Consider the following 15685-nt stretch of genomic DNA (forward strand, 5'->3'; position numbering starts at 1 on the left):
CGCAGAGCACGAAGGCGCTGTTGCGCGCGGTGGACGGCGGCGCGCAGCACCGGAGCCCGCTCGGCGTGCGCGGCCGCGTGCGGCGAGTCCGGGCCGTGCCGGCGCAGCATGTCGGCCAGGCGTTGCTCGACGGTCATGGCGCGACCGTAGGGGTTGCCGTCTGGTCGGCGTAGATCAGCGCGTCGGACACCGGTGAGTCCTCGCAGGGGAAGCAGGCGAGCTGTTCGCCGAGCCCCTGCGCTCGTGCCACATAGCGTGCCGCAGAGTGGTGAGCTACCAGGCCGACGATCCTGCTGGCCCATCCCAGAGCTTGCAGATACCGGGCGCCGTCGACCGGGTGGAAGCCGGTGTCATGCGGCGCGGCCGCGTACCCGATGTCATGCAGCCACGCCGCCGTGAGCAGGACCTCACCCTCGCTGTCCGACCCACCGTGGCGGCCACTTGTTGGGCCCGCCGCGCCACGGCGATCGTGTGCCGCCAGCGCTCCGGTAGCTCCGCCAGCGCTCGGTGGGCGGGTTCACGGGCGCAGCGGACATCGTCGGCAGGGCCAGGAGCACCGGTGATGGCGTTACGGTAGTCAGCCGGCTGCGCTGTGGGTGAAGGGTAGGTGACGAGCAGCGGTGCTCGTCACCGGCATGTCACCCCGGCCTCTCTTCCACTCAATGACGGTAGGCCTCGCGCCTGGCCACACCGCCCACGCTGGGAAAACGTGACTACTCCGTGACTAAATGAATTCTTTCGTCGGTCGACGCCGGGCGCGAGGGGCCGTAGCCTGGCCGTTCGGGAAACTCTGGGTAACGGGAGGTAACGCGATGAACGGCACAGCGGTCACCGTGGAGACCCGTCCGGACGGGACCCTGATCATCCACCCCCGCGGCCAACTCGACGCCGACCGCGCGGTCGAACTGCGGCGCACGATCGTGCACGCGGTACGCCGTGTGCGGCCACTGCGGCTGGTCGTCGACCTACGCAATCTGCACGACCTCGATGCGATCAACGTTGGCACTCTCGCCGCGGCCTGCCAGCTCGGCGACGACCACCAGGTCGCCGTCTTCCTCGACTACTGCTGCCCCACGATCGCCGAGCGCCTGACGGCGGCCGGCGTCCCCGGCTACCGCCTGCGGCATACCGCACCCGCCGCCTGATTTACAGCGAGACCGTACACTCCCGCACCCTGCGGCACGTCACAACCGACCCTGATCAAGGTGATCGCACTGGTCGACGGGCCGAACGGGTGGTTCCGGCTTAGGCTCCCGTGTCGGTGGCCGGGATACCGAGCACGGTCGGGCCGCTGACCTGGCTCAACCGGACGGCTTGCTGCTGCTTGTCGGTCAGGTAGCGCAGGGTCAGATCGATGCCTTCGATCTCGCCGAGCCAGCCTTCGGCTTCGGCGCGGGTCCGTCGGGCGTGGAGGTCTTCTTCGAGTTCGGCGAGCCGGCCCAGCATTTCCGGGTTGATGCTGAGCATCGGGCAGCGGATACAGGCGTGTTCGTGCTGGCGGGGCGTGCCGCAGGGCCGGGCGCACGAGCCCAGTTCGACACGGCGTTTGTCGAAGTGTTCCTGGAATTCGTTCCATTCGATGTCGGTAGCGCCCCGATATTCGCCGTCTGGGCGGTGCTCGCGCCGCTGTTGGAGGTATTCCTGGTAGTGGCGTACGACATCCTCGTCGAACACGGCGACGTACCCACGCGTTGTCTGGATGTCGAGAGGTCCGAGCAGGGCAGCCCCGATGTGGATGGGTGAACCGCTGTTGACCAGCTAAGTGGCGAAGATTGTTCGGAGGTCGTGCGGGGTGAAGGCCAGGCCGCGGAAGGCCCGATGGTGCTCGGCCAGCGCCGCGCAGGGCGCAGCATGAGCGCCCTCGCGGCCGGCGTCATGATGTGCCGGCTGGTGGCGCGCTGCCGCTGGAACAGGAACGGCAGCGGCGTGCTCCAGAGCTTGTCGTGGGCGTCGAACCTGCTCACCAGCCCGATCGGCCGTCCGTCGCGGGTGTGGCGGCGCATGATCTGAGCGATGACATGGAACAACTCGGTCGACATCGGGGTGCCGCAGCGTCTCGACGATCGCCCACTGCCAGAAGGTGCTCTCCTCCATCGCGCTGACGTGGGTGACTTCGCCGGTAGCGATGTCAACCGCCCGCACCGGCCGGGCTTCGTGCCGGGCTCGCTTGCGGTCCAGCAACTGCCGCACGCCGTGATGCGCGATCGGATACCGGTCGACCAGCTCGCTCGTGCTCAACTGCCCACGCAGCATCGCCGCGTGCATCGTGGCCGGCGTGCTGGCCGGGAAGTGACCAACTCAGCAACCCCAGAAGGAGAACCCCGCCCGTACGCCCCGGCCCGCACCTACGTCTCCGACTCCGCCCCGGCCACCGAGCCGGCGGCCGCCACCTCCGAGCCGGCGCGTGGCCAGGCGCATCCGTCGCCGCCCCGCTCTGGCCGGAGCCGGAGGAAACGAAGAAGTCCAAGCGCCGCTAGGGCCTAGCCTGCGGCGGGATAGTTGATCCCCGCCTCCAGCAGCGCGAACGCGCGGTCGGCCAGGTCGGAGACCTTTTCGTCGGGCTCGTCTTCGCGCCAGGCGCGGACGGCCACCTGCAGCGCGGCGCTGGCCACCGACGCCACGAGCTTGGGCCGTGGATCGGTGACCGGGTCGACACCCATCCGCACCGCCACCCGGCGGGCCAGCTCGTCGAGCTGCTCGGTGCACATCTCCAGACTCCGGGCCATCACGGCCGGACTGTGCTGGACGAGGTCCATCACGCACGCGAACTGGGACGCGTCGGCCTCATCCTCCTCGTACGCCCGGAGAACGTCGACGACCGCGTGGCGCAGCGCGGTGACCACCGGCTCGTGGGTGGGGCGCGCCTCGAGCGCCTGGTAGACCTCCAGGAACTGCTGCAGCTGGATCGATATCGCGACGTCTTCCTTGGAGCCGAAGTAGCGGAAGAACGTCCGCGACGACACCTCGACCGCTTCGGAGATCTCGTCGACGGTGGTCGCCTCGAAGCCCTTAGTGCCGAAGAGATCGAAGGCGGCCTCGATGAGCGCCTTTCGGGTGCGCTGCTTCTTGCGCTCCCGGAGGCCCATGCCCTCCACGGTCGTGTTCGGTGACATGCGGAAAGTGTACGGGTGGTGCCGAGCTCCGACTTTATTCCCCGCATGACAGTAGTCACTGTCAGGCGTAAGTCTGTTGACGCCATCTGTCGTTCACTGACAGATTTTCTCGCATGTCACAGGCAACCCTGACCCGGCCCGGCGGGCCGAACAACGACGTACGGCGGCCCGGCCGCCACGGCCACGGTCACCCCTGGCTGACCCTGCTGGCCGTAGCCCTCGGCGTGATGGTCGTGGGCCTCGACGCGACGGTCGTGGCCATCGCCAACCCGGCGATCGCGCGCGACCTCGGCGCCGACTTCGCCCAGCTCCAGTGGGTTACCAATGGATACCTGCTCGCCCTCGCGGTCTCCCTGATCGTCGCCGGCCGCCTCGCCGACCGGTTCGGCCGCAAGACCGTCTTTCTCGTGGGCGTCGCCGGCTTCGCGGTCGCCTCGATCGCGGTCGGCCTCTCCGGCTCGATCGAGATGGTGATCTTCTGGCGAGTCGTCCAGGGCTTCGCCGGCGCGCTGCTCCAGCCGGCCAGCCTCGCGATCCTCCGCAACACGTTCCCCGCCGAAAAGCTCAACATGGCGATCGGCATCTGGGCCGGCACATCCGGCTTGGCCATCGCCAGCGGCCCGATCGTGGCCGGTCTGCTCGTGGAGAACGCGAGCTGGGAGTGGGTCTTCTTCCTCAACGGCCCGGTCGCCACGGTGGCGATCCTCCTGGGCCTGTGGGTGGTGCGGCAGTCGCGCGACCCGGAGGCCGCCGGCTCGTTCGACCTACCCGGCGTCGGGCTGCTCTCCGCAGCCCTGTTCAGTCTGGTGTGGGGCCTGATCAAGGCACAGGAGCACGGCTTCGGCGACGTCGTCCCGCTCGGCTTCTTCGCCGGCGCGGCGGTGCTCGGTGCCGCGTTCGTCGTGCGCGAGCGGACAGCCAGCCACCCCTTGATGCCGCTCGGCCTCTTCCGCAACCGCTCCTTCTCGGCCGGCAGCGTGCTGGCGATGCTGGGCTTCTTCGCGCTCTTCGGCTCGTTCTTCTTCCTCACCCTGTACCTGCAGCAGGTGCACGGCATGAGCCCGGTCGACGCGGGCGTGCGACTGCTGCCGATGACCGCCACGTTCATCGTGGCCTCGCCCGTGGCCGGCGCGCTCACCGCCCGGTACGGCCCGCGTCCGCCGCTGGTGGTCGGGATGCTGCTGACCGCGGTCGCGCTCTTCGCGCTCTCCCGGATCGGGGTACAGGCCGACTACCTGTCGCTCTGGCCGTGGTTCATCGTGATCGGCATGGGCTTCGGCATGGTGCTGGTCAGCAGCACCGAGGCCATCGTCGGCAACGCGCCGGTGCACCTGGCCGGGCTCGCCGGCGGGATCCAGCAGACGGCGGCCCAACTCGGCGGCGTGCTCGGCACCACCTTGTTCGGCACGATCCTGGCCACCCGGGTCGGTGACGTGCTAACGGAGAAGCTGACCAGTGCGGGCGTACCGGCCGACATGGTGCCCGGCTTCACGGCCGCCGAGGACTACGTCGCCCAAGGCGTCGCACCGGTGCCGCCGGGCGCACCCCAGCCGCTGGCCGACGCGATCACGACCGGCAGCCACCTGGCCTTCATGTCGGGCTTCCAGGCGGCGCTCACGGTGGGTGCGGTCATCGCGCTGCTGGCGGCCGCGGCGGCCCTGCTGGTGCGGCGCGGCGAGAACACCACCGCGGCGGCCCACACCGGCGCCTAGGAGCCGAGTTCAGGCTCTCCTCACATTGGGGCGCTCCGCAGGCGACGGGGCGCCCCGATGCGGACCTTACGGGGTGCGAACGCCGCCGCAGAATCGGGACCAAGCCTGGCCGATGCACCGGCACCGCCGGCGGTGGGACCGGTTCCGACGCTCTCTGCTTGGTCGTCGTCGACGAGGTGCAGGGGCGGCCTGTCCTCAGTTCGGGTGTCGTCGGGTGACCACTGGCCCCAGTCAGGGGCGTCGGTCGGCTGGTCGACGGGCACCGCCGCCGCTGGGGCGGTCGCGCCAACGAGGAGCAGCGCACGGCCTACGTGCGAGACATCCTCGCGCCGTTGCGGCCCTCGCCTGAGTTGCTTGCTGAGCTGACCACGATCGTGTCCGATCGCCGGTTGGGTGACTGACCGAGTGACGATCGGTGCGGACGCCAGTGGACAAGCACGGATGATGGCGGACCGTGCCGCCAGGCCAAGGGCCAGGGAACAGCAGCTCACGTGGCCGTGCTGGCTGCCTGGGGGGGGGCCAAGTGGTCAAGATAGTTCTGTTCCGCCTTCGGGTTTCGAGTTCTCCTCTGACGCCCAGTAGAGAACGTCGCGCCAGTCCTCACGTGCGACTTGGCTGTAATGACGGACGAGCCGCCAGTCGCCCTTGGCTAGATCCAGGATGGCGTGCAGTACCTGTTCGTACGGCGGCGTCAATGGCAGCTCCTCTCGCGAGGGCAGAAGATGACGGGCAGACGCCGCATACTCTCGAGAGCTGGCGGTAAGGCGCTGTTCGATGGAGTCGGGCATGGTGCTCACGTCACAGATGCTGCCAGGCTCCAAGCGCCGTACATAGATGCCGATGCCCGGCCGAACCGGAAAACCGAACAGCGCACAGAGCCTCACGCAGGCGACCTACACCACGCCACGGGACGTGACCTACTGACGACGGTCGCCGCGACCAAGGACGTGGGAAACACCCTCGCATGCGCGGGGAGCAGGCATTGGTCCCCACTCGCGTACGGATCGTTGCCGTTCCATGACCTCAGCTGGCCAGGCGGAACAACTCGGCGTGTCGCTGACGGGCCGGCACCTTCAGTGCCCGCAGGCTGCGCAGCACGGCGTCGGTCATCCCAGGCGGTCCGCACACGTACACGTCCCGCTCGGTGATGTCGGGGACCAGGCTTCGCAGGTTCTCCGGGCCGAACGCCCCGGTCGGCGGCGAGTCGAGGTCGGTGAGCAGGTGCAGGCGCGCTCCGCGTGCGGCGGCCAGGTTCTGCATCTCGCTCAGCAGCACGGCGCTCGCGGCGGTGCGCGCCCGGTAGAGGACCACGATGTCGCCGGTGAGGTGCTCGTCCTCGAGCAGGGCGCGGATCGGTGTCACGCCGATCCCGCCCGCGATGAGCAGGGTGGCCTCGCGGGTACGCCGGTCGGCGGTGAAGGCGCCGTAGGGGCCCTCGGCGAAGACGCGGGTGCCGACCGGCAGGTGGCGCAGGCCGGCGCTGGTGGTGCCGATGCCCTTGGCGGTCAGCCGCAGGGAGCGGCCGTCCGGGGCGGCGGACAGGGAGAACGGGTTGACCTGCCACCAGCGGTTGTGGCCGGGGAAGCGCCACAGGAAGAACTGGCCGGCACGGGCGTCGAGGCGGTCGAGGCGCCGGCCGGTCACGTGGACGGAGACGACGTCGTCGGACTCGGGTACCACCGCGCAGACGCGCAGCTGGTGGCGGGCGTTGCGGACGACCGGGACGAGTAGGCGGCCGGTGAGCAGGGCGCCGATCGCGAAGGCCCACAGGCCCCACCAGTACGCCCGGGTGAAGGCGTTTGTCGTGAACGAGCTGCCCTCGTAGACCTGGTGGATCAGGCCGAGCACGATCACGGCGTAGGTCAGCAGGTGAATGGTGTGCCAGGCCTCGTAGGAGAGGCGGCGCCGGGCGGCCCGCACGGAGAGCACGGCCACGACCACGATGAGGCCGACAGCAATCAGGCCGATGACGACGGGGATCTGGCCGGTAAGGCTGACCGCCGTGGTGCCGAACGAGGCATTGCCGAACCGGGCGTAACCGAGGATGACGAACATGGGGTGCAGCAGGGCGAGCCAGAAGATCGCGAAGCCGGTCCAGCGGTGCCAACCGGTCAGCTTGTCCATGCCGATCCGCCGGTCGAGGAACGGCAGCCGGGCGATCAGCAGCAACTGCAGCGCCATCGCGAAGGCCAGGTGCATGCCGAGGAACCGGCCGATCGCGTGCAGTGGGTTGTAGGCGGCCCGGCCGCCGGTGGCCACCATCAGCTCGACGATGGCCAGGTTGACGATCAAGAAGATCCACAACGCGACGTGGGTAATCCGGAGGGTGGCGGTAGGGGCCTGAGGCCGAGTCACAACGGTCATCCGGATCTCCACGCTGTTGTCTCGCTGGGGTGCATTACAGGTAGCCGAAGTAGGTCGGGCGCGCAAGAACCGAAAGACGTTCACCCTCGGACGGGTTGGGCGCACGCGACGGCGAGGCGACGCCTCAGATTCGCGTTGGACGGTGATCGGTAGCGGGCATCGCCACCGCGTTGAGCTGGGCAGACCGCGTCCAGGGCCGCCGAGGACCGCCGGCCGTTTCGTCCTGGGCGAGGCAGTACGGCCCAGCGAAGGTTCCGCTGGTTGGTGGTGTCGACCCCCGCCGGTCGGCGGGGTGGCTCCAGCCTGTCGGCGGGTCCGTGTCGAAGTCTGCCGGATGGCTGTTCGGCCACCCCAGCGAACGAGGCGACAGGCGAGGCCAAGGTCGACTCCGCGGTACTACCAGCACAACCCGCTGTTCGGCAACGGAGTCGACACGCTGAGGATGTTCCTGCAGCAGGGCACACAGGGCGGCGCCGCGCCCACCGTAGGTGGCGGGACCCGGTTCGGAAACACCCTCGCCGACGCGGACCTGGTGTGGGTGTTCTCCTCCGACTACGTCGTGGCGGACATCTTCCGCGTGGCGGTCGGAAAGATCATCGAGCACTGGGACGTCGCCGGCGGCCAGTAGCCGGTGTGGCGCTGCACCGGACGCTGGCCCAGGCCCTCGCGATCGGCCCGCACTTCGGGTTGGTGGTGCGCCGGTGTGTTCTTTAGGCTCACCACCGAGTCGATCAGCACCAACTGGCTGAAAACGCGGGGCGGGGTGGCGGGGTCGGAACCATCGCTCGGCGAACCATGGTGGACAAAGACCTGAGCCTCACCGCATCGACATTGCAAGGACGCCGTGAGTGAGTCTGATCTATCGAAGGCGTCCTTCACTGCATTGGACGTCGACCACACGAAAGCCCTCGGCATCGACACCGGCCAGCAGGACCACGCCGCAGCCCTGCTCGACAACCGCGCCATGCGCCGGCAGGCCCGCCATCCCACCGAAACAGCGGGAAGGGGTGGCCGAGACCCTGTCAGCCGCCGCGGTTGGCCGGCAACCGCAGGTCGAGCCGGAACCCGTGGTCGTCGGTCGGTTCCGCCCGTAGGGTGCCGCCCAGCAGTTCCGCGCGCTGGCGCAGGCCGGCGAGCCCGTGCTTGCCGCTGGGCAGCGGCAGCACTGGCCGGGTCGGCGCAGTGTTGGTCACCGTCGTGCGGATGGCGCCGTCGTCCCAGCAGATCTCGACCAGAGCAGTGGATCCGGAGGCGTGCTTGCGGACGTTGGTGAGACCTTCCTGGACGGTTCGGTAGATGGCGCGCTGAACCGGCGGCGACAGTTCGGCGCCGGCAGGCAGACCAAGGTTGAGCCGGGCGTCGACGGCGCTGCCTGCGACGAGGTCAGCCAGCTGGTTGAGGGTCGGCTGCGGGGTCAGGTCGGTCGGCCGGCTACCGGAGGCACGTAGCACGTTGACCATGTAGCGCAGCTCTTCCAGGGTCCGCACACTGAGCTGCCGGATCGTGGCCGCGGCCTGTCTGGTCTCCGAGTCGCTCGTGCTGACCTGCAACGCACCCGCCCGAACCGAGATCAGGCTGACCTGGTGCGAAACCACGTCGTGCATCTCGCGAGCCAGCTGGGCGCGCTCGGTGGCCAACACGTTCTGCATGATGAGCAGTTCCTCGTGCGCGCGGGACTCGGTGATCTCATCGAGCCGGGCGGCCAGGTCGCGCCGTGCCAGGATCAGCTGGCCGAGGAAGACCGGTGCCGCGGAGGTGGTCAGGCTGTACAACAACCATAGGAAACTGGTGCTGTTGGACAAATCAGCAAAATCACTGTCAAGCTCCGACGCCGGCCACGGAAGCACGCTGAAGATCGCACTGGTGAGCACGCACACGGCCAGCAGCTTCCGGTTGCGGCTGCGAGCCGCCAGGGCGTACAGGGCGATCAGGTTCGCGAATACGGCCCAGGTGAGCAACACCGCGGGCAGGGTCGCCACAAAGACCGCCAGCGGCGCCTGGCGCCGGAACATCAGCGCGGCGCAGGCGACGAGGGCCCCGACAAGGCCGATCCGGTTATGGAAGCCGAGCTGGATCCAGACGTCCAGCAGCGCGATCGCCACCAGCCCGAGGTCGACCAGCGGCGCGGGAACCGGGCGCCCCCTCACCGGTCGCCTGGTCGGCAGCTCAGCAGGCCGGCGCGCTCGGCGAGCAGCGCCGCCCGCACGCGGTTGTCCACACCCAGCTTGGTGAGGATCGCGCTGACGTGGTCTTTCACGGTGCCGGCGCTGAGGAACATGCGGCCGCCGATCTCGCTGTTCGACAGGCCGTCGGCCAGCAGCGTCAGCACCTCGCGTTCCCGCTCGGTGAGCCGCTGCACGGCGCGTACGGCGTGCTCGTCGCCGCCACTCCTCAGGAAGCCGTCGACGACCGTACGGGTGACCTTGGACGCCAGCACCGTGTCACCGGCCGCGAGGGTGCGCACGAGATGCCCCAGCTGCTCCGGGTCGGTGTCCTTCAACAGGAAACCGGCCGCCCCCGCCCTGAGCGCGGCGGTGACGTACTCATCGGTGTCGAACGTGGTCAGCATGGCCACGACCGGCGGTGCGGGCAGCCGGCGGATGCTCTGCAGGATGGTCAGGCCGTCGACGTCGGGCATCCGGATGTCCAGCAGCACTAAGTCGGGACGCAACTCCTGCACGGCCTGCAGCGCCTGGTCCCCGGAAACGGCGGCGGCAGTCTGGATACCGTCGGCTGCGTTCAGGATGTGCTGGAAGCCCATCCTGACCAGCGCCTCGTCGTCGACCACCAGTACTCGGATCACCCACGATTCGTACCAGATCATCAGGCGGCCGAGCGGGTGATCTTTTTCCGGTACGGCGGGGCGGCTCGGCCGGGGGCCGGCGGATCTGAACGCCGGTGCCAGTCGTCCGCGTACTGAAGGCGCGCGCGAAAGTACCTAAGCGCGTCAGATTCCCCGTCGTTCCCGGGCCCATAACGTGGTGGTCGCCAGAGAGCCCGACCACTGCGGAGACAGACATGAGCGACATCACGGAGCTGCTCCAGCGCTACCTTGCCGCCTGGAACAGACCAACGCCGCCGCGCGACAGGCCATTCTCCGGGAGGTCTTCGCCGACGGTGCGGTCTACACCGACCCGCTGGTCTCGGTGCAGGGCAGGGACGGGCTCGACGCGACCATCGCGGCCGTCCAGGGGCAGTTCGGTGGGCTGGTCTTCAGCCTCGGCGGCGCCGTGGACACCCACCACAACATGGCCACGCTCTCGGCGTGCAGGCGCCGGGCGGCGAACAGGAGAGCCTCCCGGGAGGCCCGGTCGAGCCACTGCGCGTCGTCGACGAGGCACAGCAGCCCGGTTTCGTCCGCGTACTCCGTCAGCAGGAAGAGCACCGCCAGCCCGACCAGCGTCGGGTCGGAGCCGGTCGTGGGCCCGAGCCCGAACGCCGCTTCCAGCGCCTCTCGCTGCGGTCCGGGCAGCGCGGCGAGGGATCCGAGCGCCGGGCGCAGCAGCAACTGCAGCTCCGAGAACGGCAGCTCCGCCTCGAACTCGACCCCCGTACCGCGGAGCAGCCGCATGGCCCCGGCCGCCGCGGCGGCGTGGTCGAGCAGGGCGGTCTTGCCGATGCCGGGCTCGCCGCGCAGCACCAGCGATGAGCTGGTGCCCGCCTTGGCCCTCGCCAACAGTTCGGCGATCGTGTCCTGTTCGGGCTTTCTCCCGTGCAGCTCCCCCGCGCCCGTGATCCCATCCTGGCATCGCCGCTCGTCCGGTCAGGACGAGGGCGAGCCGGGCCAGCACATCCCGGTCCGGCCGGTCGCCGTCAATCTCGGCCGCGCGGCGACGGTGGTTGCCGGCACGCCGGAGTTCAGCCACAGCGACACCGTCGCGTGCCGCAGGTCGTACGGCCGTCCGGCCAGCCGGGAGGCCACCTGCACCGGAGTCGACGCATCAACGGCTGACGGCAGGGCAGGGCCCCGATCAGAGCCCCGAGACGTGTTCGGGACCCGTGAGCCGCGGGTCCAGGATGCGGTGGAGTCGATAGGCGACAGGCCGGAATCCCCGGTTGGGCCAGAAGACGGACGAGAGCGGATTCGTTGCCCGCCAGCCAGTAACGCAGACCGTGAATCCCCGGTGCGCCGCGTCTGCCAGCGCCCACTCGGTCAGCCTGCGTCCAACTCCCGTGCCGCGAGCGTGTGGAGCCGTCGAGGCCAGGAACAGTTCAACCGAGCCCCGGGGCTTGAGGATCGAGGACTCATCGTCGGGAACAGGGCGCATGACCACGAAACCATCGATGCTGTCCTGTCCCTCGGACACCCAGTACGCCACGGTTGGATCATTCAACAGCTCCAAGTGACCGGATCGCAGTATGTCCCACATCGGCTGGTCGGTGAACGCGAACACCGGGGGTGCCGCATGCGCCTCGTTGATGAGGCCAAGCAGTGGCTGCAGGGCATCGATATCGGCGGGATCTGCCAGACGGACACCACGCGGCGCCTCCACCAGGGTCTTCGCGGAGACATCCATGATGCCGTGGACCTGCTCGTGCCCGAATCCGAGCGTCAGCCACAGCGGAAGATCGGCGGCAGGAGGCTCCGTGTAGTGGTGCAAGCGTCCGTCGGCAACCCACTGACCTGACAGATGGGCGTACAGTCGCTTCAGAACCACCGGACCCTCGTCCAGGGCGTAAGCGGCACACTGCGGCAGCGTCCAACAGTGACGGCCGCGCTGCCCCTCCCCGGCCCGGGCCAGCAGGTAGCCGGTTACTGCACCTCCCCGCACCGCAACCGCACCACGAGACCCGTCTTCCCACGCTTGTTCCAGAAGGGTCCGGCACTCTTCCAGGACGCCGAAGCGCCCGCCCAGCGCCCGCTCGAGCGCAAAGTCGCGCTGATGCCGGGCGGCGAGAATTTCTGCCGCACGATCCAAATGAGCCGAGTCGAACATTTCGATCACAACGGCAGCGCCGGAATCAACAGAAGGACTAGGCAAATCGGTCCAATCGCACCTTAGGGTATAGGGCAATAAGGCCCATCCTCGCCCAACGCGCCTGGAGTGCGCATCAAGATCGGATGATGCCTAAATCTGCGGCGATGCTACCGGGCAAGGCCCGAAGACTGTCACGGGTTTTTCCTCGCACCGGTTGCACGCCGTGCCCGTTGGCGCGGAAGCCGGGGGTCAACGGCGGTCAACCCCGGGCGTAGCTGCCGGCGCGGTCGCGCTGGTCAAGCCAGGTCACTGCGGTGCGACCCCTGGCCGTCTCCACACTCTCTGAGCCATTCGGCTGCAGCAATCCGTACAGCCAAGCCGGCCGACGATCACGAGTGCCCAGCGACGGCAGCCGACAAGGCGTCAGCGACCTCGGCGACACCCCGGCGTGCCGCAGGTCGTACGGGCGACCGGCCAGGGGAGAGGCCACCCGCCGGCGGCAGGCTCAACCGCCGTGCCTCCTTCCAGACCCGGGAGTACGTCGACGACGCCACCACGTTGCCCCCGGTCGCCGCGGAACAACCGCCATTCGGCCCCGCCCCCACCATCCACCGAACGGCGTACGACTTCTTGCGGCCCGCCAGCGCGTTGATCTGAATGCCTCGGATCCGCACCTCACGCGACTTCACGTCGCCTCCCGGTGCTGTTCCAGCCAGGCCCGCAGGTCCCGCCGCTCGATCCGCAGTTCCCCGTTGGGCAGCTTGATGCACTCCGGGGGCGATGCCCGGTTCACGGGGTAGGGATGGTCTGGCGACTGCCCCGACGAGGAGATTCGTGAGTTCCGCAGGATGGGCCCTGAACGGAAGCAGATGCTGAGGCTTGTGGGAGCCCGTCGAAGGCCCGCTCCGGTGGAGGTCGGTAATCATCGGACCGGTGGTGACACAAGCCAGGGTGAGAGTTCGTCAACCAGGCGGGAGTCTTGGATGGGTCCACCGGGAAAGCGCGATGAGGATTGGTTCACCAGGGTCTACACCGCCGAATACGGACAGGTTGTGAAGTACGGCCAGCGTCGGCTTGCCGATCTGGACGCGGCGGCTGAACTCGCTCAGGAGGTGTTCGTCATCGCCTGGCGGCGTCGCCGCGAGGTTCCGGACCGCAGCCTGCCCTGGCTGTACGGGGTGGCTCGTCGCCTGCTTGCGAACGCATGGCGAGCTCGGAGAGCCGCGCCGGATGTGCTAGCGATTGCCGACGCTGGCCTTCTGCGGGAGCCAGGCGTGTTCGGCGCCGACGCGACCGTGGGCGTCGCCGACCTACAGGCCGCTCTAGCCACCCTCGCCGACCTCGATCAGGAAATCCTCCGGTTGGTCGGGTGGGAGGAACTGACAGTTTCCGAGGCCGCTCAGGTCCTCGGCTGTACCCGTACCACCGCTGCGGTGCGTCTGCACCGCGCCCGTAGGCGCCTCAACGAAGCGATGTCGTACCGAGCTGCACCGCTGGCACAGCAGCCGGTGTTGGCCAGTCCTCGAAAGGTCATGTGATGTTCGGAGAAGAGCGAACGCGTACCCTCCTCGGTCCGGCTGACCCGGCCCGGCACGGCACCCTCGCACCGCCCCGGCTTTCGGCACACGATCTGATCGTCCGAGCGGAGGCTATCGCCGAGCCGGTCGCCGATCGCCGCCAGGCACGCCCGACGCGCAGGCTGGTTCTGACGGCCGGGACGCTGGCGGTAGCGGTCGGCGCCGCAGCAATCGCCCAAACGTTCGGCCCGCTCAGCCCGGATGCCTCGCAGATCGCCAGTCCGCCGCCCGGGGCGGATCCGGGGGTGGTGCTCGTGCCGGTGGCGTACGGCTCTGGCGGCCATGATGCTGGGAGGCAACTGCGCGCGTTGGCGAGCAGCCTTGTCGATGCGGAGTACGACAACAGTACGGGCCGGTACATGTACCACCAGACGAGGACGTGGGGCGACCCGGTGATGACGTCTCCCGACGGTCGCCACCACGTCGCTTTCGCGGCCGATACCAAGGTCTGGCAGGCTGCCGACGGCACCGGTAAGCAGGTCACGGTTCAACTCGAGCCGCAGTATCCGGACCAGGAGTCTCGGGACTACTGGCAGCGCAACCTCAAGCCCAAGGCTGCCGCCTCCGCCACCCGCGCGCCTGACAGCATTCCGCTGCCACCGAAGAACCTCGCGCCGCTGCCGTCGGGTCGAGCGCAGCTGAACGAACTGCTCAAGGTCACGTTCGGCGCCGGAACCGTCAGCAAGGAGGTCAGCATGGTGTACGGGCGGTATGTGGTTCCGCGTCAGACGCGATCTGAGATCTTGCGGGTCCTTGCCAATGTGCCTGGGTTCCTGTGGCGGGGACAGGTAACCGATCGGGCCGGCCGGAAGGGTGTAGCCATCACCTTCGACGACCGCGAGCACAACGCGCAGTCCTTGCTGATCTTCGATCCGAACACGGGCGAACTGCTCGCTTACGAGCGGCTGACCCTCTCGCCGGTACGGATCAGCGCGTACCAGGTACTACTCGATACTGCCTGGACCGATCGACTCAACTGAATTGCCGGTGCCGGGGCCGCCTCTACGGTGGCCCCGGTCGCGCTTGACGATGCGGCATGTCCTGTTCCGTGCCTGGCATGCGGCAACCGGCTGGGAGGGTGCACGAATCATTCCGGCCAAGGGTGACCTACGGCTGGGCGGCTGCGGTGAGCGCGCCTGCCGCTCGCTGCCGCGGATGTCACGCTGCACGGCGCTGCGCTTCTGACTGGCTGGCTCAGCGGGGACGGTGCGACGACGTCCAGCGTTGCTGTTGCAGCCGCTCGATGCCGTCCAGCAGGAGGTCCAGTGCGAACTCGAACTCGAACTGGTCGTCGCAGCCCTGTCCCACGACCGAGCCGTCGTCGTGGGACGCCGCCGTGGCAATCTCCGCGAGGTGCGGGAACCGGGCCGCGAATTTCGGCGGTAGCTCCGCCGGCGGGTCCGAATTGGCCGGTCCGGAGCGGCCGGCGTGCCGGGAGGTGTCGAACAGTTCCTGGCTGAAGCCCAGGATCCGGCTGCCCATGGCGTGCATCACGTGGTGGGCGAGGTCGGTGGAGAATCCGCCTGCCCGCAGCGTCCCGACCACCGAGTCGAGGTAGGCGAGGATGGCCGGCGTCGCCGTGGTTCGCGACTCGATCGCGAGCGGTGCCCACGGGTGGCGTCGGAGCGCCTGCCGCGCGGAGAGGACGCGTTCGCGGACCGTGTGCTTCCAGTCGGCGTCGGGCAGCGGCGGGTCGATCTCGCCGACGACCATGTCGATCATGCCGGCTATCAGTTCGTCCTTGTTGGCCACGTGCTTGTAGAGGGCCATCGGGACGACGCCCAGCTCTTGGGCGAGGTTGCGCATGCTGAGGGAGTCGATCCCGGCCGCGTCGGCGAGCGCGATGGCGGCGCGCAGGATCCGGTCCCTGCTCAGCGGCACTCTGCGCAGCGTCTCAGCCTGTTCAGCCATCTCCGTCCCCGTCTTCCGGCAGCGTTTGAAACCTTAACCACCTTGACGGGTGTACGGCGTACACCTACTATTCCTGAGAAGGTGTACGG

16 protein-coding genes are annotated in these 15685 nt (G+C 68.8%); 6 read left to right on the forward strand and 10 right to left on the reverse strand.

Annotation, left to right across the window (positions count from 1 at the left end):
* Positions 1-133 precede the first annotated feature (133 nt).
* Positions 134-481, reverse strand: coding sequence for an HD domain-containing protein (locus tag MCAG_RS36290; protein WP_007074370.1), 348 nt, complete (start codon positions 479-481; stop codon positions 134-136).
* A 331-nt stretch (positions 482-812) separates the two neighbouring features.
* Here MCAG_RS36290 and MCAG_RS17835 point away from each other — a divergent pair, with 331 nt between their 5' ends.
* Positions 813-1145 (forward strand): STAS domain-containing protein, encoded by a 333-nt coding sequence (locus tag MCAG_RS17835; RefSeq protein ID WP_036373993.1) that lies wholly within the window; start codon positions 813-815, stop codon positions 1143-1145.
* Between the two features lie 100 nt (positions 1146-1245).
* Here MCAG_RS17835 and MCAG_RS34970 read toward each other — a convergent pair whose 3' ends face one another.
* The gene (locus MCAG_RS34970; protein ID WP_007074372.1) at positions 1246-1674 is read right to left on the reverse strand and encodes a hypothetical protein; all 429 of its coding nucleotides are present in this window, start codon (positions 1672-1674) and stop codon (positions 1246-1248) included.
* Between the two features lie 144 nt (positions 1675-1818).
* On the opposite strand from MCAG_RS34970, the gene MCAG_RS17850 reads away from it, so the two are divergent.
* Positions 1819-2010 (forward strand): hypothetical protein, encoded by a 192-nt coding sequence (locus tag MCAG_RS17850; RefSeq protein ID WP_036374000.1) that lies wholly within the window; start codon positions 1819-1821, stop codon positions 2008-2010.
* Between the two features lie 470 nt (positions 2011-2480).
* Here MCAG_RS17850 and MCAG_RS17855 read toward each other — a convergent pair whose 3' ends face one another.
* Positions 2481-3113, reverse strand: coding sequence for a TetR family transcriptional regulator (locus MCAG_RS17855; RefSeq protein WP_007074374.1), 633 nt, complete (start codon positions 3111-3113; stop codon positions 2481-2483).
* Positions 3114-3226: 113 nt separating this feature from the next.
* Between MCAG_RS17855 and MCAG_RS17860 the strand changes: the two genes are divergently transcribed.
* On the forward strand, positions 3227-4825 hold the full coding sequence (locus MCAG_RS17860) for an MFS transporter (RefSeq protein WP_036374006.1): 1599 nt from the start codon (positions 3227-3229) through the stop codon (positions 4823-4825).
* A gap of 527 nt (positions 4826-5352) precedes the next feature.
* Here MCAG_RS17860 and MCAG_RS32675 read toward each other — a convergent pair.
* Positions 5353-5622, reverse strand: coding sequence for a hypothetical protein (locus tag MCAG_RS32675; RefSeq protein WP_157548116.1), 270 nt, complete (start codon positions 5620-5622; stop codon positions 5353-5355).
* Between the two features lie 226 nt (positions 5623-5848).
* Positions 5849-7129 carry a ferric reductase-like transmembrane domain-containing protein gene (locus MCAG_RS17865; RefSeq protein WP_232290213.1) on the reverse strand — a complete coding sequence of 427 codons (1281 nt, stop codon included), beginning with the start codon at positions 7127-7129 and terminating at the stop codon, positions 5849-5851.
* A 502-nt stretch (positions 7130-7631) separates the two neighbouring features.
* Here MCAG_RS17865 and MCAG_RS17870 point away from each other — a divergent pair.
* Entirely contained in the window at positions 7632-7817 is a 186-nt protein-coding gene (locus tag MCAG_RS17870) for a hypothetical protein (protein ID WP_036374009.1), read from the forward strand.
* 394 nt (positions 7818-8211) lie between these two features.
* Here MCAG_RS17870 and MCAG_RS17875 read toward each other — a convergent pair whose 3' ends face one another.
* The 4 genes from MCAG_RS17875 to MCAG_RS17890 form a co-directional block, all read right to left on the reverse strand.
* Positions 8212-9291 carry a sensor histidine kinase gene (locus MCAG_RS17875; protein WP_232290214.1) on the reverse strand — a complete coding sequence of 360 codons (1080 nt, stop codon included), beginning with the start codon at positions 9289-9291 and terminating at the stop codon, positions 8212-8214.
* Positions 9292-9332: 41 nt separating this feature from the next.
* Positions 9333-9992 carry a response regulator transcription factor gene (locus MCAG_RS17880; protein ID WP_036377425.1) on the reverse strand — a complete coding sequence of 220 codons (660 nt, stop codon included), beginning with the start codon at positions 9990-9992 and terminating at the stop codon, positions 9333-9335.
* Positions 9993-10313: 321 nt separating this feature from the next.
* Entirely contained in the window at positions 10314-10925 is a 612-nt protein-coding gene (locus tag MCAG_RS17885) for an AAA family ATPase (RefSeq protein WP_369751368.1), read from the reverse strand.
* Positions 10926-11160: 235 nt separating this feature from the next.
* A complete protein-coding gene (locus MCAG_RS17890) occupies positions 11161-12126 on the reverse strand; it encodes a GNAT family N-acetyltransferase (RefSeq protein WP_157548546.1) in 966 nt (321 codons plus the stop codon).
* 965 nt (positions 12127-13091) lie between these two features.
* On the opposite strand from MCAG_RS17890, the gene MCAG_RS17900 reads away from it, so the two are divergent.
* Together MCAG_RS17900 and MCAG_RS17905 are read left to right on the forward strand one after the other, a co-directional pair.
* The gene (locus MCAG_RS17900; RefSeq protein WP_007074384.1) at positions 13092-13646 is read left to right on the forward strand and encodes an RNA polymerase sigma factor; all 555 of its coding nucleotides are present in this window, start codon (positions 13092-13094) and stop codon (positions 13644-13646) included.
* Positions 13646-14665 carry a CU044_5270 family protein gene (locus tag MCAG_RS17905; protein WP_007074385.1) on the forward strand — a complete coding sequence of 340 codons (1020 nt, stop codon included), beginning with the start codon at positions 13646-13648 and terminating at the stop codon, positions 14663-14665. Before MCAG_RS17900 ends, MCAG_RS17905 begins: the two co-directional genes overlap by 1 nt.
* Before the next feature lie 214 nt (positions 14666-14879).
* Here the strand turns inward: MCAG_RS17905 and MCAG_RS17910 are convergent, their stop codons facing one another.
* A complete protein-coding gene (locus MCAG_RS17910) occupies positions 14880-15596 on the reverse strand; it encodes a TetR/AcrR family transcriptional regulator (protein ID WP_007074386.1) in 717 nt (238 codons plus the stop codon).
* Positions 15597-15685: the final 89 nt, after the last annotated feature.

The organism is Micromonospora sp. ATCC 39149, from assembly GCF_000158815.1.
Classification (GTDB): Bacteria; Actinomycetota; Actinomycetes; order Mycobacteriales; family Micromonosporaceae; genus Micromonospora.